At 67.4% G+C, this 21,613-nt stretch carries 31 protein-coding genes and 1 tRNA gene; 10 read left to right on the top strand and 22 right to left on the bottom strand.

Translation table 11 applies throughout. The features are described 5' to 3' along the window. Positions 1 to 33: 33 nt before the first annotated feature. From rpsK to MKK50_RS09555, 16 genes are all read right to left on the bottom strand, one after another. Positions 34 to 423 (bottom strand): 30S ribosomal protein S11, encoded by a 390-nt coding sequence (rpsK, locus tag MKK50_RS09480; RefSeq protein ID WP_003597118.1) that lies wholly within the window; start codon positions 421 to 423, stop codon positions 34 to 36. 170 nt (positions 424 to 593) lie between these two features. Continuing rightward, on the bottom strand, positions 594 to 962 hold the full coding sequence (gene rpsM, locus MKK50_RS09485; RefSeq protein ID WP_003597120.1) for a 30S ribosomal protein S13: 369 nt from the start codon (positions 960 to 962) through the stop codon (positions 594 to 596). A 303-nt stretch (positions 963 to 1,265) separates the two neighbouring features. After that, entirely contained in the window at positions 1,266 to 1,868 is a 603-nt protein-coding gene (locus MKK50_RS09490; protein ID WP_499021866.1) for an adenylate kinase, read from the bottom strand. 155 nt (positions 1,869 to 2,023) lie between these two features. After that, on the bottom strand, positions 2,024 to 3,367 hold the full coding sequence (gene secY, locus MKK50_RS09495; protein ID WP_056198873.1) for a preprotein translocase subunit SecY: 1,344 nt from the start codon (positions 3,365 to 3,367) through the stop codon (positions 2,024 to 2,026). 114 nt (positions 3,368 to 3,481) lie between these two features. Next, positions 3,482 to 3,991, bottom strand: coding sequence for a 50S ribosomal protein L15 (rplO, locus tag MKK50_RS09500; RefSeq protein WP_253372757.1), 510 nt, complete (start codon positions 3,989 to 3,991; stop codon positions 3,482 to 3,484). Positions 3,992 to 4,004: 13 nt separating this feature from the next. Continuing rightward, entirely contained in the window at positions 4,005 to 4,199 is a 195-nt protein-coding gene (gene rpmD, locus MKK50_RS09505) for a 50S ribosomal protein L30 (protein ID WP_012253651.1), read from the bottom strand. A gap of 11 nt (positions 4,200 to 4,210) precedes the next feature. Continuing rightward, positions 4,211 to 4,789 carry a 30S ribosomal protein S5 gene (rpsE, locus tag MKK50_RS09510; RefSeq protein WP_012253652.1) on the bottom strand — a complete coding sequence of 193 codons (579 nt, stop codon included), beginning with the start codon at positions 4,787 to 4,789 and terminating at the stop codon, positions 4,211 to 4,213. A 90-nt stretch (positions 4,790 to 4,879) separates the two neighbouring features. Continuing rightward, positions 4,880 to 5,242 carry a 50S ribosomal protein L18 gene (gene rplR / locus MKK50_RS09515; RefSeq protein ID WP_253372755.1) on the bottom strand — a complete coding sequence of 121 codons (363 nt, stop codon included), beginning with the start codon at positions 5,240 to 5,242 and terminating at the stop codon, positions 4,880 to 4,882. Between the two features lie 11 nt (positions 5,243 to 5,253). Further along, positions 5,254 to 5,787 carry a 50S ribosomal protein L6 gene (gene rplF / locus MKK50_RS09520; protein ID WP_253372753.1) on the bottom strand — a complete coding sequence of 178 codons (534 nt, stop codon included), beginning with the start codon at positions 5,785 to 5,787 and terminating at the stop codon, positions 5,254 to 5,256. A 16-nt stretch (positions 5,788 to 5,803) separates the two neighbouring features. Next, positions 5,804 to 6,199 carry a 30S ribosomal protein S8 gene (gene rpsH, locus MKK50_RS09525; protein ID WP_003597138.1) on the bottom strand — a complete coding sequence of 132 codons (396 nt, stop codon included), beginning with the start codon at positions 6,197 to 6,199 and terminating at the stop codon, positions 5,804 to 5,806. Between the two features lie 12 nt (positions 6,200 to 6,211). Beyond that, complete coding sequence (rpsN, locus tag MKK50_RS09530; protein ID WP_003597141.1) at positions 6,212 to 6,517, bottom strand: 30S ribosomal protein S14; 306 nt, start codon at positions 6,515 to 6,517, stop codon at positions 6,212 to 6,214. A 42-nt stretch (positions 6,518 to 6,559) separates the two neighbouring features. Further along, on the bottom strand, positions 6,560 to 7,126 hold the full coding sequence (gene rplE, locus MKK50_RS09535) for a 50S ribosomal protein L5 (protein WP_003597142.1): 567 nt from the start codon (positions 7,124 to 7,126) through the stop codon (positions 6,560 to 6,562). Beyond that, positions 7,119 to 7,433 carry a 50S ribosomal protein L24 gene (gene rplX / locus MKK50_RS09540; protein WP_253372751.1) on the bottom strand — a complete coding sequence of 105 codons (315 nt, stop codon included), beginning with the start codon at positions 7,431 to 7,433 and terminating at the stop codon, positions 7,119 to 7,121. Before rplX ends, rplE begins: the two co-directional genes overlap by 8 nt. Beyond that, on the bottom strand, positions 7,433 to 7,801 hold the full coding sequence (gene rplN, locus MKK50_RS09545) for a 50S ribosomal protein L14 (protein ID WP_012253654.1): 369 nt from the start codon (positions 7,799 to 7,801) through the stop codon (positions 7,433 to 7,435). Before rplN ends, rplX begins: the two co-directional genes overlap by 1 nt. Positions 7,802 to 8,154: 353 nt before the next feature. Beyond that, complete coding sequence (locus tag MKK50_RS09550; RefSeq protein WP_499021870.1) at positions 8,155 to 8,436, bottom strand: hypothetical protein; 282 nt, start codon at positions 8,434 to 8,436, stop codon at positions 8,155 to 8,157. Positions 8,437 to 8,740: 304 nt separating this feature from the next. Further along, positions 8,741 to 9,280 (bottom strand): thermonuclease family protein, encoded by a 540-nt coding sequence (locus MKK50_RS09555; protein WP_499021872.1) that lies wholly within the window; start codon positions 9,278 to 9,280, stop codon positions 8,741 to 8,743. 648 nt (positions 9,281 to 9,928) lie between these two features. Between MKK50_RS09555 and MKK50_RS09560 the strand changes: the two genes are divergently transcribed. The 3 genes from MKK50_RS09560 (at position 9,929) to MKK50_RS09570 (ending at position 12,810) form a co-directional block, all read left to right on the top strand. Next, entirely contained in the window at positions 9,929 to 10,306 is a 378-nt protein-coding gene (locus MKK50_RS09560) for a hypothetical protein (protein WP_499021873.1), read from the top strand. Between the two features lie 95 nt (positions 10,307 to 10,401). Beyond that, entirely contained in the window at positions 10,402 to 11,649 is a 1,248-nt protein-coding gene (locus MKK50_RS09565; RefSeq protein ID WP_499021874.1) for a GGDEF domain-containing protein, read from the top strand. Between the two features lie 90 nt (positions 11,650 to 11,739). After that, entirely contained in the window at positions 11,740 to 12,810 is a 1,071-nt protein-coding gene (locus MKK50_RS09570) for a phosphatase PAP2 family protein (protein ID WP_499021875.1), read from the top strand. A 62-nt stretch (positions 12,811 to 12,872) separates the two neighbouring features. On the opposite strand, the gene MKK50_RS09575 is transcribed toward MKK50_RS09570, so the two are convergent. The 3 genes from MKK50_RS09575 to MKK50_RS09585 all read right to left on the bottom strand — a co-directional run bounded on the left by MKK50_RS09575 (position 12,873) and on the right by MKK50_RS09585 (position 14,102). After that, positions 12,873 to 13,313, bottom strand: a complete 441-nt coding sequence (locus tag MKK50_RS09575; protein ID WP_499021876.1) for a hypothetical protein — start codon at positions 13,311 to 13,313, stop codon at positions 12,873 to 12,875. Between the two features lie 364 nt (positions 13,314 to 13,677). Continuing rightward, on the bottom strand, positions 13,678 to 13,806 hold the full coding sequence (locus MKK50_RS09580; protein WP_301288606.1) for a hypothetical protein: 129 nt from the start codon (positions 13,804 to 13,806) through the stop codon (positions 13,678 to 13,680). A 47-nt stretch (positions 13,807 to 13,853) separates the two neighbouring features. Beyond that, complete coding sequence (locus MKK50_RS09585) at positions 13,854 to 14,102, bottom strand: hypothetical protein (RefSeq protein ID WP_253372737.1); 249 nt, start codon at positions 14,100 to 14,102, stop codon at positions 13,854 to 13,856. A 331-nt stretch (positions 14,103 to 14,433) separates the two neighbouring features. Between MKK50_RS09585 and MKK50_RS09590 the strand changes: the two genes are divergently transcribed. The 3 genes from MKK50_RS09590 (at position 14,434) to MKK50_RS09600 (ending at position 15,775) form a co-directional block, all read left to right on the top strand. Next, complete coding sequence (locus tag MKK50_RS09590; protein WP_499021879.1) at positions 14,434 to 14,667, top strand: hypothetical protein; 234 nt, start codon at positions 14,434 to 14,436, stop codon at positions 14,665 to 14,667. 199 nt (positions 14,668 to 14,866) lie between these two features. Then, on the top strand, positions 14,867 to 15,379 hold the full coding sequence (locus tag MKK50_RS09595) for a DUF3060 domain-containing protein (protein ID WP_499021880.1): 513 nt from the start codon (positions 14,867 to 14,869) through the stop codon (positions 15,377 to 15,379). A 126-nt stretch (positions 15,380 to 15,505) separates the two neighbouring features. Then, the gene (locus MKK50_RS09600; protein ID WP_253372732.1) at positions 15,506 to 15,775 is read left to right on the top strand and encodes a hypothetical protein; all 270 of its coding nucleotides are present in this window, start codon (positions 15,506 to 15,508) and stop codon (positions 15,773 to 15,775) included. A 116-nt stretch (positions 15,776 to 15,891) separates the two neighbouring features. Here the strand turns inward: MKK50_RS09600 and MKK50_RS09605 are convergent. The 3 genes from MKK50_RS09605 to MKK50_RS09615 all read right to left on the bottom strand — a co-directional run bounded on the left by MKK50_RS09605 (position 15,892) and on the right by MKK50_RS09615 (position 17,483). After that, positions 15,892 to 15,978 (bottom strand) — tRNA-Leu (locus MKK50_RS09605). A gap of 34 nt (positions 15,979 to 16,012) precedes the next feature. Then, positions 16,013 to 17,200 carry an FAD-dependent oxidoreductase gene (locus MKK50_RS09610; RefSeq protein ID WP_499021882.1) on the bottom strand — a complete coding sequence of 396 codons (1,188 nt, stop codon included), beginning with the start codon at positions 17,198 to 17,200 and terminating at the stop codon, positions 16,013 to 16,015. A 16-nt stretch (positions 17,201 to 17,216) separates the two neighbouring features. Beyond that, on the bottom strand, positions 17,217 to 17,483 hold the full coding sequence (locus MKK50_RS09615; protein ID WP_253372728.1) for a zinc-finger domain-containing protein: 267 nt from the start codon (positions 17,481 to 17,483) through the stop codon (positions 17,217 to 17,219). 133 nt (positions 17,484 to 17,616) lie between these two features. Here MKK50_RS09615 and MKK50_RS09620 point away from each other — a divergent pair, with 133 nt between their 5' ends. From MKK50_RS09620 to MKK50_RS09635, 4 genes are all read left to right on the top strand, one after another. Then, positions 17,617 to 18,084 carry a GNAT family N-acetyltransferase gene (locus tag MKK50_RS09620; protein WP_499021884.1) on the top strand — a complete coding sequence of 156 codons (468 nt, stop codon included), beginning with the start codon at positions 17,617 to 17,619 and terminating at the stop codon, positions 18,082 to 18,084. A 178-nt stretch (positions 18,085 to 18,262) separates the two neighbouring features. Then, entirely contained in the window at positions 18,263 to 19,117 is an 855-nt protein-coding gene (gene map, locus MKK50_RS09625; protein ID WP_499021885.1) for a type I methionyl aminopeptidase, read from the top strand. A gap of 14 nt (positions 19,118 to 19,131) precedes the next feature. Further along, positions 19,132 to 19,878: a RadC family protein gene (gene radC / locus MKK50_RS09630; RefSeq protein ID WP_499021886.1), complete on the top strand. Its 747-nt coding sequence runs from the start codon at positions 19,132 to 19,134 to the stop codon at positions 19,876 to 19,878. A gap of 283 nt (positions 19,879 to 20,161) precedes the next feature. After that, positions 20,162 to 21,601, top strand: coding sequence for a circularly permuted type 2 ATP-grasp protein (locus MKK50_RS09635; protein WP_499021888.1), 1,440 nt, complete (start codon positions 20,162 to 20,164; stop codon positions 21,599 to 21,601). Positions 21,602 to 21,613 lie beyond the last annotated feature (12 nt).

Below are 21,613 nucleotides of genomic sequence, written 5' to 3' on the forward strand. Positions count from 1 at the left end.
TTCTCCGCTCGGGGATGCTCTGGTGTCGTGCGATCAGACGCGGCGGCGCTTGCGCGGCCGGCAGCCGTTGTGGGGGATCGAGGTGACGTCGCGGATCGAGGTCACGGTGAAGCCCGCGGCCTGAAGCGCGCGCAAAGCCGACTCACGGCCCGAACCGGGGCCGGAGACTTCGACCTCGAGGGTGCGCATGCCATGCTCGGAGGCCTTGCGGGCCGCGTCCTCGGCCGCGACCTGGGCGGCGTACGGGGTCGACTTGCGCGAGCCCTTGAAACCCATCGCGCCGGCCGACGACCACGAAATCGTGTTGCCCTGCGCGTCGGTGATGGTGATCATCGTGTTGTTGAACGAGGCGGCGACGTGCGCCACGCCCGAGACGATGTTCTTACGTTCGCGCCGGCGGACGCGGGTCGGTTCCTTAGCCATCTTTTCGCTTTCGTCCTTCAATCACGCCCGTACTTCCAGGCGCTCGGGATTCTTTTGGGATTTGGCGGCGCGGCCTTGGACGACCGGTCCGCCACGCCGGCCCCCGAAACGGGACACCCGGCGCGACGCGAAGGAGACCGAGCGAAGCACGGCCTCCGAATGCCAAAAAATTACTTCTTCTTGCCGGCGATCGGCTTCGCCTTGCCCTTGCGGGTGCGGGCGTTGGTGTGGGTGCGCTGGCCGCGAACCGGGAGCTGCTTGCGGTGACGCAGGCCGCGGTAGCAGCCGAGATCCATCAGGCGCTTGATGTTCATCGAGACTTCGCGGCGCAGGTCGCCCTCGACGATGTAGTCGCGGTCGATGGCTTCGCGGATCTGAAGCACCTCGGCGTCGGTGAGCTGGTTCACGCGACGCTCAGCCGGGATGCCGACCTTCTCGGTGATCTCCTCGGCCTTCTTCGGGCCGATGCCGTGGATGTACTGGAGCGCGATGACGACGCGCTTGGCGGTCGGGATGTTGACGCCGGCGATACGAGCCAAGATGTTCTCTCCATGTGGCGGACCCGGTCGGCCACGCCTCGGCGGATGAAAGCGCGCGTCCGGTGGAGGCCGGCCCCTGCGCGCCGCCCAGAACGACAAATCGGCCCGAAAGCGCGCTCCATGAGGCGCCCCGAACCACATCCCGCTTGGACGAAGGGGGTCCGCCTAGCGCGCGCCGGGCGGCTTGTCAACGCTTTGAAAACCGGATTGCGCTCCACGCCTCGCCGTACCCTCGGCGACGCATGAAAAAGCCCGCCCCGTCGAAACGGAGGCGGGCTGCAAACTCTGCGCCGCGGCGGCGTCTCAGGAAGAGGCCGTCTCGCGGAATCCATCGAGAAGGCTGGTCACATCCCCGGTCACCGTATCGATCGGCTTCATGCCGTCGATCTTCCGCAGCAGCCCGGTGCCGGCATAGTAATCGGAGAGGGGCGCGGTCTGCTTCCGGTAAGCGTCGAGCCGGGTCTTGAAGACCTCCGGCGTGTCGTCCTTGCGCACCGGCTGGCCGCGGGCGGCGGTCTCCTCGGCGCGCTTGGCGATGCGGCCAACGAGAGCGGTCTCATCGACGACGAACTCCACCACCGCGTCGAGAGCGATACCCTTCTCCGCCAGCATGGCGTCCAGGGCCTTGGCCTGCTCGACCGTGCGGGGAAAGCCGTCAAGGATGAAGCCGTTCTTCGCGTCGGCTTCTTCGATGCGGTCGGCGACGATGCCGACCACGATCGCATCGGACACGAGGCCGCCGCTTTCCATGATCGCCTTCGCTTCCAGTCCCACCGGCGTCTCAGCGGCGACGGCGGCGCGCAGCATGTCGCCTGTCGAAAGCTGCGGAACGCGGTAGCGCTCCACGATACGCTCGGACTGCGTACCCTTCCCCGCACCCGGCGGTCCGAGCAGAATGATCCGCATAGCGTCTCCCCGTCCTCAAGGCCCGGCGCCGGGCTCGTTCTTCATGGGCGGCGCGCCCACCTTCCTGAGGCCGCGCCGTCGTCATATCGCTGTGATGCGCAATTCCGGACTGCGCGTCCACCAAACCTTTGTCGAAGAGGGCCTCTCGGGGCGCCTCAGCGGCGGCGCGTCGTGGAGGCGCCGCGCAGCTTCGCCTTCTTCACGAGACCCTCGTACTGATGCGCCATCAGGTGCCCGTGGATCTGCGCCACCGTGTCCATAGTCACCGAGACCACGATCAGCAGCGAGGTTCCGCCGAAGCCGAGCGCCGCCGAGGTGTAGGAGGCCACGATTTCCGGCACGAGGCAGACGAAGGTGAGGTAGGCCGCACCGATCACCGTGATGCGCGTCAGCACCTTGTCGATGAAGGCCGCGGTCCGCTCGCCCGGACGGATGCCAGGGATGAAGCCGCCCTGTTTCTTCAGGTTGTCGGCCGTCTCCTGCGGATTGAAGACGATCGCCGTGTAGAAGAACGTGAAGAAGATGATCAGGCCGGCATAGGCGACCATGTAGAGAGGCCGGCCATGGCCGAGATAGGCCGTCAGCGTGCCGAGGATGCCGGTCGAGCCCTGGTTGGCCGAGAAGCTCGCCACCGTCGTCGGCAGCAGCAGCAGCGACGAGGCGAAGATCGGGGGGATCACGCCCGAGGTGTTGAGCTTGAGCGGCAGGAACGAGGACTGGCCCTCGTACATGCGATTGCCGACCTGGCGCTTGGGGTAGTTGATCAGGAGCCGGCGCTGGGCGCGCTCCATGAACACGATGAAGTAGATCAGCGCGACTGCCGCCAAGCCCGCGCCGAGCAGGATGGCGGGCGAGAGCGCGCCGGTGCGGGTAAGTTCGAGCGCGCCGAAGATCGAGGCCGGAAGGTGGGCGACGATGCCGGCGAAGATGATGAGCGAGGATCCATTGCCGATGCCGCGCGAGGTGATCTGCTCGCCGATCCACATCAGGAACAGCGTGCCGCCGGTCAGCGTCACGACGGTGGAGAGGATGAAGAACGGGCCGGGCGTAATGACCGCATTCGAGCCCTGAAGGCCGAAGGCGATGCCCCAGGACTGGACCAGCGCCAGCACCACCGTGAGGTAGCGGGTGTACTGGTTGATGACCTTGCGGCCCGATTCGCCCTCCTTCTTCAGCGCCTCCAGGGTCGGCACGACCGAGGTGAGGAGCTGAACGATGATCGAGGCCGAGATGTAGGGCATGATGTTGAGCGCGAAGACCGCCATGCGCTCGACGGCACCGCCGGAGAACATGTTGAACATGCCGAGCACGCCGCCGGCTTGGTTCTGGAAGTTCCGCGCAAATTGCTCGGGATCGATGCCCGGGATCGGGATGTAGGTGCCGAGCCGGAAGACGATGAGCGCGCCCAGGGTGAACCAGATGCGCTTCTTAAGCTCGTCGGCCTTGGCGATGGCGCCGAAATTCAGGTTCGCGGCAAGCTGTTCGGCGGCTGAGGCCATGTCTCGTATCCCAGGAATTGCCGTCGGGACGCGTCTCGAACGGTCCCTGAAAGCGAAAGCGGCGGCCGCGTGCGAGCACGGGCCGCCGCTTCGGCGTTCGACTTAATCGTGGCGTCAGGCCGACGCAACAGCGCCTTCCGCCGCGCCGCGATGGGCGACGCCGGCAGCGAAGGTCGTGGTCACCGAACCGCCGGCCTTCTCGACGGCCTCGATGGCCGACTTGGAGGCGCGGGTGACCTCGAAGCTGAGCTTGGCGGTCAGCTCGCCGACACCGAGCAGCTTCACGCCGTCGCGGGCGCGGGCGATGATGCCGGCCTTGACCAGCGCATCGACCGTGACGGCAGCGTTCGCGTCGAGCTTGCCGGCATCCACCGCCTGCTGCACCCGGCCGAGGTTCACCTCGTTCAGGTCATGGGCGTGGATGTTGTTGAAGCCGCGCTTGGGCAGGCGACGATGCAACGGCATCTGGCCGCCCTCGAAGCCCTTGATGGACACGCCGGTCCGGGCCTTCTGACCCTTCACGCCGCGGCCGGCGGTCTTGCCCTTGCCGGAGCCGATGCCCCGGCCGACGCGCATCCGGTTCTTGGTCGCGCCTTCGTTGTCGCGGATCTCGTTGAGCTTCATGGGTAAGCCCTCCTCACGCCGCGGCGTCGTCGAGGACGCGCACGAGGTGCGCGACCTTGCGGATCATTCCGCGCACCGAGGGAGTGTCCTCCAGCTCGGAAACGCGGTGCAGCTTGTTCAGCTTGAGGCCGACCAGCGTCGCACGCTGGGAGGCTTCGCGGCGGATCGGCGAGCCGATCTGCTCGATGCGGACAGTCTTGGTTGCCATGCTGCCCTCCCTTACGCGACGGCCGCTTCGGAGGTGTCGGCCGGGTCGGCGTCACGGCGACGGGCCTGGAGGGCCGACACCTTGAGACCGCGACGGGCCGCGACCGAGCGCGGGCTGTCCTCGTTCTTGAGCGCGTCGAAGGTGGCGCGCACGAGGTTGTAGGGGTTGGACGAGCCGAGCGACTTGGCGACGACGTCCTGCATGCCGAGCGTCTCGAACACGGCGCGCATCGGGCCGCCGGCGATGATCCCCGTGCCCTGCGGAGCAGCGCGGAGGATCACCTTGCCGGCGCCGTGGCGGCCGTTGACGTCGTGGTGGAGGGTACGGCCCTCGCGCAGCGACACCCGGATCAGACCGCGCTTGGCGGCCTCGGTTGCCTTGCGGATCGCCTCCGGCACCTCACGGGCCTTGCCGTGGCCGAAGCCGACGCGGCCCTTCTGGTCGCCGACGACGACGAGCGCCGCGAAGCCGAAGCGACGGCCACCCTTCACCACCTTAGCGACGCGGTTGATGTGGACGAGCTTGTCCACGAACTCGCTGTCGCGCTCCTCGCGGTCGTCGCGGCGACGACCCTCGCGTTCACGTGCCATATCTGATTCCTATGATCTCACTGACGCGGATCGCAAAGACCCGCTCGCTCGATGGGTCCCCTCCCCACGAGGGGGAGGGAACGCGGCGTCTTAGAAGTCCAGGCCACCCTCACGGGCGGCGTCGGCGAGAGCCTTAACGCGACCGTGGAAGATGTAGCCCGAGCGGTCGAAGACGACCTTGGTGACGCCCGCAGCCTTGGCCCGCTCGGCGACGAGCTTGCCGACCGCCTCGGCCGCCGCCTTGTCGGCACCGGTCTTGAGGCTGGCCTTGAGATCCTTCTCCAGGCTCGACGCGGAAGCGAGCGTGCGGCCCGCGGCGTCGTCGATGACCTGGACGTAGATCTGCTTGGACGAGCGGAACACCGACAACCGCGGACGGCCGTTGGCGGCAGCTTTGAGGGCCCGACGGACCCGCGCCTTGCGACGCAGGAGGGCTTCGTTCTTGTTCGACATGATCGCCCCCCTTACTTCTTCTTGCCTTCCTTGCGGAAGATGAACTCGCCAGCGTACTTCACGCCCTTGCCCTTATAGGGCTCGGGACCGCGATACTCGCGAATCTCTGCCGCCACCTGACCGACGCGCTGCCGGTCGATGCCCGACACCACGATCTCCGTGGGCTTGGGCGTCACGATCGTGATGCCGGCCGGGATCTCGTATTCGATGTCGTGGCTGTAGCCGAGCGAGAGCTTGAGCGCCTTGCCGGCCATCGCGGCGCGGTAACCGACGCCCGTGATCTCCAGCTTCTTCTCGAAGCCCTTGGAGACGCCCTCGACGAGGTTCGCCACCTGGGCGCGCGAGGTGCCCCACAGGGAGCGGGCCTGCTTCGACTGGTCCTTGGGCTGCACCGAGACGGCGCCGTCCTTGAACTCGACGACCACCTGGGACGGGACGACGAACTGGAGTTCGCCCTTCGAGCCCTTCATCTTCACCGTCTGACCCGTGACCGTGGCGGTGACGCCAGACGGGACGGGGACGGGCTTCTTGCCTACGCGAGACATGTCGCTGTCCTCCGGATCAGAACACCTTGCAGAGCACTTCACCGCCGACGTTACGCTCGCGCGCAACGTGATCGGCCATGACGCCCTGCGGGGTCGAGATGATGGTGACGCCGAGGCCGTCGGCGACGCGCGGCAACTCGCCAACCGACGAGTAGACACGGCGGCCGGGCTTCGACACCCGCTTGATCTCCCGGATGACCGGGCGACCGTCGTAGTACTTGAGTTCGATCTGGAACTCGGTGCGGCCGTTGCCGAGGTCCTGCACCGCGTAGTCGCGGATGTAGCCCTCGGACTTCAGCACGTCGAGAACCGAGGCGCGCAGGCGCGAGCCGGGGGTCTGGACGACGTTGCGGCGACGGCTCTGGCCGTTGCGGATGCGGGTGAGCATATCACCCACGGGATCGTTCACCATGGATGCCTCCCCTTACCAGCTGGACTTCACGAGGCCGGGGATGAGGCCCCGGTTGCCGAGCTCGCGCAGAGCCACGCGTGAGATGCCGAGCTTGCGGTAGTAGGCCCGCGGACGGCCGGTCATCTCGCAGCGGTTGCGGATGCGGGTGGCCGACGAGTTGCGCGGCAGTTCCGCGAGCTTCAGGCGCGCCTCGAAGCGCTCCTCCATCTCGCGGGACTCGTCGTTGGCGATGGCGAGGAGGGCTTTGCGCTTCTCGGCGAAGCGCTTCACCAGATCCTTGCGGTGGTTGTTCTTCTCGACTGAGCTTTTCTTAGCCATGTCTTTCTCCAGTGTCCGCGTCTAAGCGACGAAAGCCGTCGCTTACTGCCGGAACGGGAACTTGAAATGGGCGAGGAGAGCCTTGGCCTCTTCGTCCGTGGTGGCGCTCGTCTGGACGACGATGTCCATGCCCCAGGTCTGCTCCGCCTTGTCGTAGGAGATTTCCGGGAACACGAGGTGCTCCTTGAGGCCCATGGCGTAGTTGCCACGGCCGTCGAAGGAACGCGGGTTCAGGCCGCGGAAGTCGCGGACGCGCGGCAGCGCGATCGTGACGAGACGATCCATGAACTCGTACATGCGGGCCTTGCGAAGGGTCACCTTGCAGCCGATCGGCATGCCTTCGCGGACCTTGAAGGTCGCGATCGCCTTGCGGGCGCGGGTGATGACCGGCTTCTGGCCGGCGATGAGCGCGAGGTCGCCCGCCGCAACGGTGGCCTTCTTCGAGTCCGCAGTGGACTCGCCGACGCCCATGTTGATGACGATCTTCTCGATCTGCGGGACCTGCATCGGGTTCGCGTACCCGAACTGCTCGATCAGCTTCTGCCGCACAACCTCGTCGTAATGCTTACGCAGACGCGGGATGTAGGCGTTCTTGTCGGCCTCAGCCATCGATCTGATCCCCCGTGGTCTTGGCGAAGCGGACCTTGCGGCCGTCTTCGAGGATGCGGAAACCCACGCGGGTCGGCTTGCCGTTCACGTCCTGGAACGCGAGGTTGGAGAGCTGGATCGCAGCCTCCTTGGAGATGATGCCGCCCTCTTCGTTCTGGGTCTGCTTCTGGTGCTTCTTGACCAGATTGATCCCGCGCACGAAGGCCTTGCCGTCCTTCGGCATGACCTGGGTGACCTCGCCGGAGCGACCCGCGTCGCGACCGGTGAGAACGACGACCGTGTCGCCCTTCTTGATCTTGGCGGCCATCACAGCACCTCAGGAGCGAGCGAGATGATCTTCATGTGGTTGCGCGCGCGCAGCTCGCGCGGCACCGGTCCGAAGATACGGGTGCCGACCGGCTCCTTCTGATTGTTGATCAGAACGGCGGCGTTCTTGTCGAAGCGGATCACCGAACCATCGGCGCGCTTCACGTCCTTGGCGGTGCGCACGACGACCGCCTTCATGACGTCGCCCTTCTTCACGCGGCCGCGCGGGATCGCCTCCTTGACGGAGACGACGATGATGTCGCCGACGCCGGCATACTTGCGCTTCGACCCGCCGAGTACCTTGATGCACATCACGCGGCGCGCACCCGAATTGTCGGCGACGTCCAGATTCGTCTGCATCTGGATCACGGGAGTGACCTTTCCTTGTTTCAGGCGGGTTTCCGCACACGGACGGTATTGCCCGGCGGACGACGCCTGATGGGGATTTGAAGTCCCCGGCTCATGTAAGAGACCGCGCTATCGGCGTTGGAACGCCGGCGCGGTCACCGCGTACGAAGGGATGCGAGCACCCCAAGGACTGTCGCGAAGGCGTGCCCGATACTACGGACGCGTGCGCTGTGCAAGCCTAAGCCGGGTGAATTCGCGCCGGCCGACCGCTGGAGGGAGGGGCGCACGAAGGATTTTACGGCTGAGCGCCGGTGTCGTCGAAATGCGGCCGGAGCGTCGTCCTTCGCCGTCCCTCAGGGATCGAGCCGGGCCGGTCAGCAGCCCTTGCAGATCGAGCCCATGGTCTTGTTCATCTTGGCGTCCCAAGCCTTGTCGCGCGCCTGCGCGGCGCGCTGGGCCTTGAGCATCTGTTCCTGGGAGACGGGCGAGATGTCGCCCTGTGTCAGCGCCGGCGGCGGCGGCTTGGTCTGTCCGGTCGCGGTGACGGTACGGCCGGTCGGAGTGAGCCGATGGTTACCCGCGTCCTGAGCGAGGACGGGAGCGGAGAGCAAGAGGCCGGAAAGCAGGAAGGCGGAGACGGCGATCGGGCAACGCATGGCTTCTCATCACTCCCTGGCGCAGGCCGCCGGAACGTGCGGACGCGAGGCCGCAGCTTTGCGCGGAGGACGAGGCCGAAGGGGGTTCCTCGGGGGTATCACCGAGGCCACGCCCCCGCCGCACCGTCCGCGCGCCCGGAGACACCTAGGTGGCACCGGACCGAGCCGGTCGCAAGCGGCGCGGCGACCGGACGGCCACCGCTTCCGTGCGGATGCACACCGTTGTCGGCCCATGCCTGCAACCGGACCGGTCCAGGCGCCGCGCCGAAGCCGTCCCGCTTCGGGGGCGAATCGGGGGCTCTTTTCAGTGCATCTCGGGCTGTGCGTCGGCTACGGTGTTGGCCTTAGAGTAGTTCGTCCGCGGCCGTCCGGTCGGATCCTCGAAGGAGCCCGCCCACAGACCGAGACGCTTGCCCCAGGCAACCGTCTCGGCGCCGACATAGGCGGCCCGCTGGTTGCGCTCGGCCATGGCGAGGCCCTTCTCCGCCATCCAGGCGCTCAGGTCTTCCTTGTCCCGGTGGCAGATGGAGAGCGCGCGGCCGTAACTGTCCGTTTCGCGGATCTGGCAGGTGACGGTGGCATCCTTCAGGTGGGCGGCCAGCGCGTTGGCCGAGTGGGCGCCGCAGGCATAGCCGTGGCCCTTGGCGTTGAGGCAGGACTGTTTGAGGCCAGGTGCCGCCACGCCGTAGAGGCCGACGACACGTCCGCTGACGACCAGCGTATCGCCGTTCAGGATCCGCGGCCGACCGCTCACGCTTTCGCTGGCATGGCCCGCGCCGATGTCTCCGGCGCCGAATGCGGCGAGGACGATGACGCTAAGAGCGAGAAATCCCGTTCGTCTCATCGATACACCATGGGTTTTCGACGCTCTGCTCGCGGAGGAATCCCCTGAGGAGGCGTCGGCGATTGCTTTGCCGAAGACGCTCACGTGTCTGTCGCTCACGTGATGGACGAAATGCCCGATCCCTCCCGCCCCGAAGGGCTTCGACAGGGAAGCGAGCGTCTGTCGGACGACCTAAAGCATGGCTTATGCCCTTTTCGTGGCCGGTAGCATGCCGCGGCGACATGCCGGTGCCGCGCCCGTCGCCGCAGGGCCCGTTTCAGGTTCCTTAACCAAGAACGGCCGTTCCGACGCACTCGCCAACGCGCATGCCGGCTGCCCCCTGTCGGAACGGCACGCCGGCCCTATCCTTGCCGCGCCGGTAGGCTGGCCTCCCGGTCGCTTGCGCCCACCGGGCGGCGATGCCCCCAAACCGTTCGGCGGGCGCAAGCGTAGAGGCAAGCGTAGAGGCAAGCGTAGAGGGTGGTCCCATCCTGCGCCGGCTTGCTGTCCGCCAAGCATCGGATGCCGGCACACGGAGAGGGGGCGCGATCCAGACGGTGCGTCGGGGCGTCACCCGTATCCTCGCCTTCGAACGGGATCGTCGCGGCAGACGTTTGCCCGAGCAGGGGTGAGGCGTCGTGCCGACCTCGGGGCGAGGAGGGTCGGACGATGGCGGTGAGCTTGGCGGATCTCGTGCGCGGGGCCGCCGGTGAGGCCCGGCGGCTCGCGGCCGCCTTTCCGGCGCGTGGACGGAAGGACGACTTCCCCTGGGCGGTCATCGCATCCTTCGATGCCGACGTGCGGGGCCATGTCGAGCGCGACCGGCGGATCGAGGATGAGCGCGACCGTGTGCTGATCGCCTCCGTCACCCTGGCCGAGACCTCCGGCGATGCCGAGGCGGAGGAGTGGGACCGGGCGCGCCGCCAACTCGTCAGGGCGGTCGATTACCTGGAGGAGACGGTCCTCCGCTTCGGCATCGTCAACCGGGAAGCGGCCAAGCGCGGCTACGGAGCGGCGGGGGACCCAGTGTCATCGCCGCTCGGATGAAGCCGGCCGTCTCCTCCCCGGCCGGCATTAAGCATTGAGAAACTGCGTTCCGGTACGCTAACACTTGCGCAGCAGAGGCTTGACTTGGCGCATCGATGCTACAGCCGATCGAAGCCGGCCTGAGCCGCCCCTGGTACCGGCTCAAGTTTCCGGACGCGCTCGAAGCGCAGTACCGTGCCGAGACCGACCGGCAGTGCGGACGCTACGTGCAGTCCTGGCTCGCTGTCTTCACTCTGTTCAACGTCCTTTCCCTTGTCATGGACCGCGAAGTCTTCGGTCCTGAGGGGTTCGTCGTGCCCCTGGCCATGACGCTCGGCGTCTTCTGCCCGGTGGCGCTGGCGGCGATCGTCTCCCTGCGGGGACGGCCGACGATGGTGCGGATCTCCGCGGCCGTCCTCGCCACGGCGCTCGTCGATATCGTCGTCGTCCTCAACAGCGCCCGTCTCGCGCCCGCACCGCATGCTGACGTCTACATCATCATCGCCACCATCGTTCCGCTGGTGGTGGGGCTGATCGCGCCGATGCCGTTCCGGCACTGCCTGTGGTTCTGCGGTGCCTCGTTCGCCCTCTATGGCGGCCTCGTTCTGGCGTTCGGACTGTGTAACGCGGAGCGCAACGGCCTTCCCCTGCTGGTTTCCGGGCTGATCCTGGTGCCGCTGAAGCTCTGCTACTCGCGGGAATGGGAGGCCCGGAAAACCTTCCTCATCGGCTTGCGGGTAAAGCTTCAGGGCGAGGCGCTCGCCCGCGCCAATGCGCGCCTCACCACGCTCTCGGAAACCGACTCACTCACGGCCCTGTCCAACCGTCGCCACTTCTCGGAGCGCCTGGAGGCGGCATGGGCCCTCGCCGGCGAGCGGGATGCGTGGCTCGGCGTCATCCTCATCGACCTCGATCATTTCAAGCTCCTGAACGACACCGCCGGGCACGCGGAGGGAGACCTTTGCCTTGTGGCGGTGGCGGGGGCGCTACAGGCCTCCATCGCGGCCCGTGGCGGTCTGGCCGCACGCTACGGCGGGGAGGAGTTCGTGGCCCTGTTGCCGGACGCCGAACCGTCCGCGGCGCGGTCGGCCGGTGAGGCGATCCGTGCGGCCGTCACGGATCTCGCCATCCGCCATCCCGGCCTGCCTGCGGGGACGCCGGTCACCGTGAGCGTCGGCACCACCGCCGCGCGGGGGCGGACACGCGATTTCGGCATTCAGGCCTGCGACCTGTTGAAGGCTGCCGATTTCGCGCTTTATGCGGCCAAGAACGAGGGCCGCAACCGGGTCGAGAGTTTCATGCCCGCCGCGAACGCGAACCGGCAGGCCGGCGCCGAGGTTCGCGCCGTCATCCCCTCCGCCTGAACTCGCTGGCCAGCCGAACAAAACGCGCGCTGCCGCGTCTTCCCGTCCGGGGCCGGCCGAATGTTGCCGGGTGAGAGGAACGACCGACGGATGCTGCTCGACGAGGAACGATGGGCCGGCTCACGCAAGGCTGACGCGCGGGCCGACACACCGTGCGACGCATCGGACGGCCCGCGTCTCCGACGGCTGAGTGCGGGACTCGCGGCGCCCGGCCCCTGGTTCTGGTCCCTCGTCGGCGTCCTGACTCTCCTCGACGCCCTCTGGCTTGCGATCGTCGGGATCGGCGTCGCTTGGACAGGCCTGTTCGCGGTGCTTGGTTCGGTGACCGTCCTGCTCGGGCTTGCCCTCCTGTTCAGTGCCGTCAAGCCGGAGCCCAAGCTGCGGGCCATGGCCCTGTCGAGCGCCTATCTGGCCGCCTTCACCACGGCGGCAGCTGTGCTGCATTATCTGGGAGCCACCCTGGCGCTGCCGTTCGCCGATCCCGCCCTCGCGCGGGTCGAGGCGGCCATGGGCTTCGATTGGCGTGGCTGGGTCGGCGGTCTTGCCGCGCATCCGCACCTGTCCTGGTGGTTGGCGCTGGCCTACCATTCCAGCGGACCTCAGGTTGGGCTCGTCGTCATCGCCTTGAGTGCGGTGTCACGGGTCGCGCGGCTCTGGGCCTATGCCCGCCTGTTCAGCCTCGCGCTGCTCGCCTCCATCGCGGTCTCGGCCTTGTTTCCCGCGATCGGTCCCTACGCCTATTACGAGCCGCACGCCTATCCGCAGGGGCATCTCGAAACGGTCGGCGCCCTCTGGCATCTCGACGCGCTGTATGCCCTGCGCGACGGAACGCTGCCGACGATCGCGCTCTCGGAGATCCGCGGCCTCGTCACCTTCCCCTCGTTCCACGCCTGCCTCGCGGTCCTCACCGCCTGGGCGCTCGCCCCGGTGCCGGTGATCGGGCTGCTCGCGCTTCTCCTCAACGCCGCGATCATCGTCGCCACGCTCGGCGCGGGCGGACATTACGGGCCGGACGTGCTGGCCGGGACGCTGATGGGAGTTGTCCTGGTGGCCGCTCACCGGTTCCGGCGGCCGTTCTCGCTTGCAGGCGCGGGGTCCTCGCGCAAAGCGTCGCCGGGCAGAGGAGTTGGGCCGGTCCCGCGTCCGCGGATGACGGGTTGACGCTTCGGCCGGGATCGGGCGGGCGAACCGACTTTCAGCGAAGCTGCGGGAGCGTGGGCGCCTCACCCCGCATCGGCGAACAGGTCGAGCTGGGTCGAGGCCGCGGCGCGGCGGCGGGGGCGGCGTGCGACGAAGCGTGGGAGCGCGGTGCCGGGCTTGCCGTAGAGGGCCACGCCGACGATGCGGCTGCGGTCCCCACTCAGCACGATCGACGCGGTGTGCGGACCGGAGCGGGCGACTTCCTCGACGAGCGGTTCCGAGGCCGGAAGTTCGGCCAGCGCGCTCAGCAGATCCGACAGGCCGGCGGCCTCAATGCCCATGACGCGGAAGTCGAAACCCCGACCGGCCCAGGTGTTGCGCGCCGCAGCGGCGCGGGTGGCCGAGAACGGGTTATCGATGATCTCAGTCGCTGGGTCGCGCAGGAACCCCACGATGCGCTCACGCTCCGGCACGCGATGCGCGCTGGCAAGCAACGCGGAAAGTTCGGGCTTGGTGATCGACACCGGCCAAGGCTTGCACGGCTTGACCGGCCGCGTCGAGCCCGGACGGGCCGAGCGCTGTGGAGAGCGCATTCCGACGAAGTGGGAACCGGTTCGCCGAAAGAATGCGCTTCAAAACAAGAATCGAGAGACGCCGGCCTGATGCAATCAGGTCGAATACGGCTCTAAACCTTCGTCCCGAAAGGTGGCCGCCGGATTTTGGAAAAAGACGATGCACTAACAAGGGGATAGACCATCGTCCTGGATCCGATATCCAGGACGATGGTCTCGCGACGACAACGTGTTGGATCGCCGAGGATCAGTATCGAGCAGCCTACCCACACGCCTTCGTCCTTTAGGGACGCACCATGGCGTGTGGATCGAAAGATCAGCGGCCGGCGGATTTCACAGCCGCGGAGACGAGGTTTTTGGTGGAGGGTGCAGCCGCGATCACCTTGGTGGCCGACTTCTTCGGCTTCTTCGTTTCGCGATTGCCGCGTTTCTTCTCGGTGGCCATGTCGATGGCTCCTTCGGGTTCACGTGCGGTAGAAAGGCGTGCCTCGGCTAGTGAGAAGCCTTTACCGAGACCGCCATCGGAAGATTTCCCGGCCAGTAGCGAGCGATGAAGCGCGTCCTGTCCCAAAGTTCGATGGGATGATCGTTGAGGAGCGCCAAGGCATGCGCCTTCGCTTCAGGGTCGGTCCTAGCGCGAATAAAGCGTCCGGGCCCTTCGGCACCGGTGCTTCCGACATCATAGAGACGATAGGACGACGACGCGCCGCCGTGTTCGCTCATTTGAATAAGATTGGTCATGATCTCCGCCTGTGTGATCCAGGCGGGGACACATATGTCCTCAGCCATCGGAGCCTGAGGATTGCTCTTCCGATGGTGAGATCATCCTGCGCTTTTGAGGCACATAAAGATAGTCCTGTGTGAGCCGCCGAAAAAATTTGCCGAAGTCCTGAGTTTTACGGCGAAATAGCTTCGAATTCCGGCCTCTGGCCGTGTCTTGCGGGTGTTCGATCCAGCCCTCTGAGGTCCGGTGCCGATCCGCCATCGCGACAACCGGAACGCATCGTCCCGCCTCCTGTTCTCTCGCCGAGAGGGCGCGCTCACCGCCGCGCCGATGGGAGGGCCGCCGCCGATGCCGGACAAGCTCAAGAGAACCCTGCTCGGCGCCGTCATCGCCGTGGCGCTCGCCGCGGCCGTCTCCTACGGGCTCATCAGCCAACAGACCGCCGACAAGCTCCAGACCGAGGCCAACCAAACCCTCAACGAGGGACAGCCGGGAAGCCCGCCACAACAGCAGCCGGTGCCGTCTCCCGAGGCCCAGAATTCCGGCAATCCGCAGCCGAACCCCGCTCCTGCCGCCCGTTGAAGCGGATCACTGGGCCCGCGCGGCCCTTCAGGATGCGGCCCATCGTGCCGGGGCGGATCCCGTGAAAGCTCAATCCACCTCGCCGCCGGAATGAAGGACATGCAGCCTGACAGCCCGGACGCATCCTCAACGCGACCGTTTGACGTGGCTTGACTGGTTTGCTCTCTACGGCATCCCGAACAATGCCTAGGATGGTTCGATGCCGCGTCTTCTACCCCTGATCCTCGCTGCGGCGATGGTTCCCTTGGGCATCGCACAAGCCGATGAACTGACCATCGAAGGCGTCGGGATCAGTCGCGATGTAGACTGTCACGGGAAGGACGTAGGGGTCTATGGCGCGGAGAATGAGATCGCGTTGACCGGACGATGCGGGCTCATCTCCGTGCACGGGTCGAAGCACAAGGTGAGTTTCGAAGAGGGACGGGCGCTCTTCGTCTCCGGCATGGACAACACGGTGCAGGGCGGCCGGGCCCAGGATGTGACAGTCAGTGTGACGCAGAACATCGTCACGGCGACGCTGGGCGGCGGCAGCGCCCCCGGTAAACTGGATACGTCGGGTGCCAACAATCGCGTCTCGCTCGTCCTCGCCGGACCCACGCAGCTACAGGTGAACGGCGCGGACCATGTCGTGGAGTGGACGCGCAGCGAGGGCGCCCCGAACCCCGAAGTGACGGCATCCGGAGCCAAGAACGTCATCAAGCGGAAGCCGTAGGGCGCCTCGTTGCGGAGGCCGTAGGGGGACGGTCGATCCCGGTGTTCGGCACCAATCGCCGCTCTCGGCCGTTAGCCCTGTGAAGCGCGGCTTACCGCCGGCGCACCGATTCCAGGAGCCAACTCCATGAAGCGGCTATTGCTCGCCTCTGCCCTCGTTCTGTCCCCGCTCGCTCTGTCGGCGACAGCCCAGGCTCAAGGGACCATTCGCGGCGCCGAACGCGGCGTCGAAGACGGCAACCGTGCCGCCGGCCCGGTCGGCGGTGTCGTGGGTGGTGCTGTCGGGGCCGCGACCGGCACCGTCGGCGGTGTGCTCGGGGTCGATCCCGATCCACGCCGCGAGGAGCGTATCGAGCGGCGCGAAGAGCGGACCGTCCGTGAGCGTCCGGCCCGATAATCGAGGTTGAGCGTGTCGGGGGCGATGCCGCTCCCGGCACTTCTCGGATGCCTTCAGGGCGCCGAGACCGCCTGTGTGTCAGTCTCCTTCTGACACGATTTGCAATTTCAAATTCTTGGTGCGGACGGCGGGACTCGAACCCGCACAGCCTTGCGGCCGCAAGATTTTAAGTCTCGTGCGTCTACCGGTTTCGCCACGTCCGCATCGGTGCAGCGGTAGCGGTCCGGTGAGGCCAGATCAAGCGGGTGGGTGCCAGCCGTAGACCCAGGCGTAACGCGCGCTCATGCCCTCGGGGCCGGTGCGGCGCATCACCGTGTCCCGGGCAAAGCCGATCAGCCGGCCGGCATGGTAGAAGCGCCCGTTGCGGCGGGCGGCCCGCTGCACCGCGCGAACGCGGGATTGGCGCGCCGAAGCGTACGCCGCCAACGCTTCGGGCACGCTCGCTGGGCCGGACAGGCTCGCCGCCAGAACCGCGGCATCCTCGATGGCGAGCGCCGCGCCCTGGGCCAGGAACGGCAGCACCGGATGGGCGGCATCGCCCAGAAGCGCGATCCGGCCCCGTGCCATCGGCCGCACCGCCGGCCGGTCCACCAGCGACCACACCACCCAGCTATCGGGCAGGGTCAGCAACTCCGTCAACGGCGGCGCCGCATCGGGAAAATGGTCGCGCAGGACGGCCGGGTCGCCGATCCGGCCCCAATCCTCGTCACCCTCGCGCTCGGGGACGATCGCCACCACGTTGAGCCGCTTGCCGCCGTTGATCGGATAATGGACGACATGGCGCCGGTGCCCGAGCCAGAGCCCCGTCTCGGCGCCCTGAAGTGCCTCCGGCGCGGCTTCACGCGGGATCACCGCCCGCCACGCCGCTTGGCGGTGGAGCCGCAGCGGGCGTGTGTCGAAATGCTGCCGCAGGCTGGAGCGCACCCCGTCGGCGCCGATGACGAGGTCGGCGTTCAGGGTCTCGGTGCGGTCGCCGTCGATGCTGCGCACCGTCAGGCTGACGCCGTCCCCGGTCTCGCTCAGGCCCGAGATCTCGCGCCCGACGCAGAGGCGGATGCCGGGGCGCCCGCGCACCGCATCGAGCAGGATCGTCTGCAGGTCGGCGCGATGCAGGACGTAGTAGGGTGCGCCGTGACGCTCGCGGATACTCGCGCCGAGGCGGATGCCGCCGACGACGCGGCCAGTCGTCAGCGCGCGCACGGTGACGCCCGGCGGCTCGTCACTCGCCCGGCGCAGGGCCGCGCCGAGCCCGAGGCCGATCAGCACCGCGCTGGCGTTCGGCGAGAGCTGGAGGCCGGCGCCGACCTCGGAGAATCCGGTGCGGCGCTCGATCAGCGTGACGGTATGGCCGGCGTTGGCGAGGGAAAGCGCGGCGGTGAGCCCGCCGATCCCGGCGCCGACGATGACGATGGAGAGCGCCGCCACGGACGGCCCGGTCCGGTCAGGCCGCCTTGGACGTCTTTTCCGGCGTCTCGTCGTGCCACACGCACCCGGCCGGCTCCGCCGTTCCCGGCTTCAGCTTCGGGTCGTAGCGGAACAGGGTCGAGCAGTACTGGCAGATGATCTCGGTCTCGCTGCCCATGTCGAGGAAGACGTGCGGATGATCGAAGGGCGGCAGCGCCCCGATGCACATGAATTCCTTCGAGCCCACCGCGATCACGGTCACGCCGGCCTGATTGTGGAAGTGGGGAACCGCCTTGTCAGCCATTGCACGTCCCTGAAACGGAGGCCGTGGTCTAGCGCGTTCGGGGCCGCACGCCTAGGGTCCCGCTTCGACCTGCCGACGGTCTGAACGACCCGCGCCTGCGAGGCGGCGGCCATTCGCGGGAGGCGCGGGCCCGATGCGGTATTCTCTTGTTCGCGTTGCCGAAGCGTCCGATCGGCAGGTCTACCATGCCATTCGCCGCTCCTCGTTGTGGGAGGAAAGGGGACGGGTTGGTTATGACGATGCCCGGCCTGAGGAGCTTTTTCCGAATCACCACGCTCTGCTCTTGATGCGGGATGAGGCGGGCATCGGCACCACGCGCCTCGACGACCTCGGGAACGGGACAGGGATCGTCAGGCTCGTGGCCATCACGGCCCCCCTTCGCAGGAACGGGCATGGCCGCGTGCTCGACGCGATGGTGGCGGATTACGCGAGAGCGCTTGGCCTCGGCAGGCTGCTCGTCAGCGCGGCGTCGGATACCGAAGGGTTCTATTCGTCGACGGGATGGATACGACTGACGAGGGATGCGCCGGTCCTCCTCGGACAAGCCGAGGGCTTTGTACCGATGACGAAACGCATCGTTCGACAAGGTACGCTAATTTGATGTGCCTCCCAATTGGCCGCCCCGCTAGCTCGGTCCGGAACGAACCAAGGTGCGGTCGGGCCAATCAAACAGCGCCAAAGGCATTCATGCTCGGGCGCGCTCGGGTTGGCGCCGGCCCTGGGGCGGCGTAAGACGAGGGCATCCGCCTCGAACGTCCCTCGCTAAGCGCCCGATCCCCATGAGCCGTGAAGAGCAAGCCGTCGCCGAAGGCGGGCGCCGCGCCCCGGAGCCGCCGATCCACGGGCCGGAGGGGTTCGAGGGGATGCGCCGCGCCGGTCGCCTGACCGCGGAGGCGCTCGATCTCCTGGTTGAGGCCGCCCAGCCCGGCGTGACCACGGAGCATCTCGACCGGCTCGCCTTCGAGTTCGGCATGGATCACGGCGCCTATCCGGCCTCGCTGTTCTACCGCGGCTACCGCAAGTCGATCTGCACCTCGATCAACCACGTTGTCTGCCACGGCATCCCCAACGACAAGCCCCTGCGCGAGGGCGACATCGTCAACCTCGATTGCTGCCTGATCCTCGACGGCTGGCACGGGGATTCGAGCCGCATGGCCTATATCGGCGAGGTGCCGCGCAAGGCGCAGCGCCTGTGCGAGATCACCTACGAGGCGCTGATGCGCGGCATCCGCGCGGTGAAGCCGGGCGGCTCCACCAATGACATCGGCCGCGCAATCCAGACCTACGCCGAGGCCGAGCGCTGCGCGGTGGTGCGCGATTTCTGCGGTCACGGTCTGGGCCGCGTCTACCACGACGCGCCGACCATCCTGCACTACGTCGAGGCGAGCTACGACGTGCCGCTCAAGGCCGGCCAATTCTTCACCATCGAGCCGATGATCAATCTCGGGCGTCCGGCGGTGAAGGTGCTCTCCGACGGCTGGACCGCCGTGACCCGCGACCGCTCCCTCTCGGCGCAGTTCGAGCATACGGTGGCGGTGACGGAAGACGGCTACGAGATCTTCACCCTCTCGCCCAAGGGCCTCGACCAGCCCAAGCCGCACGGTCTCGATTCGCACGGCGCGCAGGCCGACTGACGGCCCGCCGGGAGATGGCCCGCCGGACGGCCGAACCGCCTGCTCTACCGGGCTTTGCCGAGGCGACCGCTCCCGCGCCCGCCGAGGAGGCGCCGCACTATCACGGCCACCGCGAGCGCCTGCGCGCCCGCTTCGCGCAAGTCGGTGCCGAGGCGTTGGCCGATTACGAACTGCTCGAACTCACCTTGTTCCGCTCGATTCCGCGGCGGGACGTGAAGCCGCTCGCCAAGGCTCTGATCCACCGGTTCGGCTCGTTCGCCGAGGTCGTCAGCGCCGAGCCTGCCCGGCTCTTGGAGGTGGAGGGTGTCAGCGCCGGCGTCGCCGCCGACCTGAAACTCATCGAGGCCGCCGGCCGGCGGCTGGCCCGTGGCGCCATCGCCGCCCGCCCGCTGCTCTCTTCGTGGAGCGCCCTCATCGAGTATCTTCGCTCCACCATGGCCTTTTCAGGCCGCGAAGAGTTCCGGGTGCTGTTCCTCGACCGGCGCAACCACCTCCTCGCCGACGAGGTGCAGGGCCGCGGCACCGTCGATCATACGCCGGTCTACCCCCGCGAGGTGGCGCGCCGGGCGCTCGAACTCGCCTCCACCGCGATCATCCTCGCCCACAACCATCCGTCCGGCGATCCGACGCCCTCGAAGGCCGACATCCGCATGACGCGGGAGATCGTCTCGGCACTCGGTCCCCTCGGCATCGTGGTGCATGACCACGTCATCCTCGGCCGTGACGGTCATGCCAGCCTCAAAGCGCTCAAGCTGATCTGAGGCGTCCGAGGGCTCGGGTGTGCCCGTAGAAATTTCCCTGACGGGTTGCACAAACCTTCAGCGGAGCGTCGCTTCCAGGGATAGGCTTGCGCGGGTCGTCCGCTACATCGACCGGAGGGTCGCCCCGTGTCGCTCGCATCGACGAGGGCGCAAGGCGATCTTCTGCCCGCGGCGCCTTGTGCCGCGGCAGCCGGGGAAGAGACAGTTTCAGGGCTGGCAGGCGACCCGCCGCGTGGCCTGCCTCTTGCTCCGGCAGGACGAGACATCAGGGGGAATCGCGCGGATGGCGCACACGGCGTTCGATGAGATGAACGGGGGCGGGGCGGGCCAGCTGGAGCCGGCGGCCGTGCGCGAGGCCTATGACATCCTCAAGGCCTGGCTCGACAAGACGCCGCCGGAGCATTTCAACACCCGCCGCAGCCAAGCCGAGATGCTGTTCCGACGCATCGGCATCACCTTCGCGGTCTACGGCGCCAACGAATCGACCGAGCGGCTGATCCCGTTCGACATCATCCCGAGGGTGCTGACGAAGCCCGAATGGGATTTCCTGGAGCGGGGCCTCAAGCAGCGGGTGACGGCGCTGAACGCCTTCATCAACGACATCTACGGCGCCGAGGAATGCATCAAGGCCGGGATCATCCCGCCCGACCTCGTCTACCGCAACCCGCATTACCGCATGGAGATGCGCGCCTTCGACGTGCCGCACGACCTCTACGTCCACATCGCCGGCATCGACATCGTGCGGACCGGTGAGAACGACTTCTTCGTGCTGGAAGACAACGCCCGCACCCCGTCCGGCGTCTCCTACATGCTGGAGAACCGCGAGGTGATGATGCGGCTCTTCCCCGAGCTGTTCTCGCGTCACCGCGTCGCCCCGGTCGAGAACTATCCCGACGCCCTGCTCGCGACCCTGCGCAGCCTGGCTCCGGCTTCCGCGACGCGCGATCCGACGGTCGTGCTGCTGACACCTGGCCGCTACAACTCGGCCTTCTACGAGCACTCGTTCCTCGCCGACAAACTCGGCGTCGAGCTGGTGGAGGCGGGCGACCTCTTCACCAAGGACGAGGTCGTCTACATGCGCACGACCGAGGGGCCACGGCGCGTCGACGTGATCTACCGCCGCCTCGACGACGATTTCCTCGATCCGCTGGTGTTCCGGCCGGATTCGGTGCTCGGCGTGCCGGGGCTGATGAACGCGTACGAGCGGGGCAATGTCACGCTGTCGAACGCGGTCGGCACCGGCATCTCGGACGACAAGGCCGTCTACAGCTACATGCCGGAAATCGTGAGATTCTTCACCGGCGAAGACCCGATCCTGCACAACGTGCCGACCCATCGCTGCCGGGAGAAGGACGCCTTCTCCTACGTCATGGACAACTTGAAGGACCTCGTGGTGAAGGAGGTCAACGGCTCGGGCGGCTACGGCATGCTGGTGGGCCCGCACGCGACGCGGCGCGAGATCGACGAGTTCGCCAAGAAGCTTCGCCACGCGCCCGACAACTTCATCGCCCAGCCAACGCTCTCGCTCTCCACTTGCCCGACCTTCGTCGCCTCCGGCGTCGCCCCGCGCCACGTCGATCTGCGCCCCTTCGTGCTGGCCGGCGCCGACGAGATCCGCATCGTGCCCGGTGGCCTGACGCGGGTTGCGCTGAAAGAGGGCTCGCTCGTGGTCAATTCGAGCCAGGGTGGCGGCACCAAGGATACCTGGGTGCTCGATGCCTGAGCGCTTCGCCCG

The sequence above is a fragment of the Methylobacterium sp. J-043 genome (assembly GCF_022829505.1).
GTDB classification, from domain to species: Bacteria; Pseudomonadota; Alphaproteobacteria; order Rhizobiales; family Beijerinckiaceae; genus Methylobacterium; species Methylobacterium extorquens_A.

Excerpts from the sequence above, each read along its gene's own strand:
- MKK50_RS09615 (WP_253372728.1), bottom strand. The coding sequence starts at position 17,483 with ATGGCTGACAAGGCGGTTCCCCACTTCCACAATCAGGCCGGCGTGACC.
- secY (WP_056198873.1), bottom strand. The coding sequence starts at position 3,367 with ATGGCCTCAGCCGCCGAACAGCTTGCCGCGAACCTGAATTTCGGCGCC.
- MKK50_RS09595 (WP_499021880.1), top strand. The coding sequence starts at position 14,867 with ATGCCGCGTCTTCTACCCCTGATCCTCGCTGCGGCGATGGTTCCCTTG.
- radC (WP_499021886.1), top strand. The coding sequence starts at position 19,132 with ATGGCCCGCCGGACGGCCGAACCGCCTGCTCTACCGGGCTTTGCCGAG.
- rplE (WP_003597142.1), bottom strand. The coding sequence starts at position 7,126 with ATGGCTGAGGCCGACAAGAACGCCTACATCCCGCGTCTGCGTAAGCAT.
- rplF (WP_253372753.1), bottom strand. The coding sequence starts at position 5,787 with ATGTCTCGCGTAGGCAAGAAGCCCGTCCCCGTCCCGTCTGGCGTCACC.
- MKK50_RS09590 (WP_499021879.1), top strand. The coding sequence starts at position 14,434 with ATGCCGGACAAGCTCAAGAGAACCCTGCTCGGCGCCGTCATCGCCGTG.
- MKK50_RS09560 (WP_499021873.1), top strand. The coding sequence starts at position 9,929 with ATGGCGGTGAGCTTGGCGGATCTCGTGCGCGGGGCCGCCGGTGAGGCC.
- rplO (WP_253372757.1), bottom strand. The coding sequence starts at position 3,991 with ATGAAGCTCAACGAGATCCGCGACAACGAAGGCGCGACCAAGAACCGG.
- MKK50_RS09570 (WP_499021875.1), top strand. The coding sequence starts at position 11,740 with ATGCTGCTCGACGAGGAACGATGGGCCGGCTCACGCAAGGCTGACGCG.
- MKK50_RS09550 (WP_499021870.1), bottom strand. The coding sequence starts at position 8,436 with ATGCGTTGCCCGATCGCCGTCTCCGCCTTCCTGCTTTCCGGCCTCTTG.
- MKK50_RS09490 (WP_499021866.1), bottom strand. The coding sequence starts at position 1,868 with ATGCGGATCATTCTGCTCGGACCGCCGGGTGCGGGGAAGGGTACGCAG.
- MKK50_RS09585 (WP_253372737.1), bottom strand. The coding sequence starts at position 14,102 with ATGACCAATCTTATTCAAATGAGCGAACACGGCGGCGCGTCGTCGTCC.
- map (WP_499021885.1), top strand. The coding sequence starts at position 18,263 with ATGAGCCGTGAAGAGCAAGCCGTCGCCGAAGGCGGGCGCCGCGCCCCG.
- MKK50_RS09620 (WP_499021884.1), top strand. The coding sequence starts at position 17,617 with ATGCGGTATTCTCTTGTTCGCGTTGCCGAAGCGTCCGATCGGCAGGTC.
- rpsE (WP_012253652.1), bottom strand. The coding sequence starts at position 4,789 with ATGGCACGTGAACGCGAGGGTCGTCGCCGCGACGACCGCGAGGAGCGC.
- rpsH (WP_003597138.1), bottom strand. The coding sequence starts at position 6,199 with ATGGTGAACGATCCCGTGGGTGATATGCTCACCCGCATCCGCAACGGC.
- MKK50_RS09600 (WP_253372732.1), top strand. The coding sequence starts at position 15,506 with ATGAAGCGGCTATTGCTCGCCTCTGCCCTCGTTCTGTCCCCGCTCGCT.
- rpmD (WP_012253651.1), bottom strand. The coding sequence starts at position 4,199 with ATGGCAACCAAGACTGTCCGCATCGAGCAGATCGGCTCGCCGATCCGC.
- rpsN (WP_003597141.1), bottom strand. The coding sequence starts at position 6,517 with ATGGCTAAGAAAAGCTCAGTCGAGAAGAACAACCACCGCAAGGATCTG.
- MKK50_RS09580 (WP_301288606.1), bottom strand. The coding sequence starts at position 13,806 with ATGGCCACCGAGAAGAAACGCGGCAATCGCGAAACGAAGAAGCCGAAG.
- rpsK (WP_003597118.1), bottom strand. The coding sequence starts at position 423 with ATGGCTAAGGAACCGACCCGCGTCCGCCGGCGCGAACGTAAGAACATC.
- MKK50_RS09555 (WP_499021872.1), bottom strand. The coding sequence starts at position 9,280 with ATGAGACGAACGGGATTTCTCGCTCTTAGCGTCATCGTCCTCGCCGCA.
- MKK50_RS09635 (WP_499021888.1), top strand. The coding sequence starts at position 20,162 with ATGGCGCACACGGCGTTCGATGAGATGAACGGGGGCGGGGCGGGCCAG.
- rplX (WP_253372751.1), bottom strand. The coding sequence starts at position 7,433 with ATGGCCGCCAAGATCAAGAAGGGCGACACGGTCGTCGTTCTCACCGGT.
- rplR (WP_253372755.1), bottom strand. The coding sequence starts at position 5,242 with ATGTCGAACAAGAACGAAGCCCTCCTGCGTCGCAAGGCGCGGGTCCGT.
- MKK50_RS09565 (WP_499021874.1), top strand. The coding sequence starts at position 10,402 with ATGCTACAGCCGATCGAAGCCGGCCTGAGCCGCCCCTGGTACCGGCTC.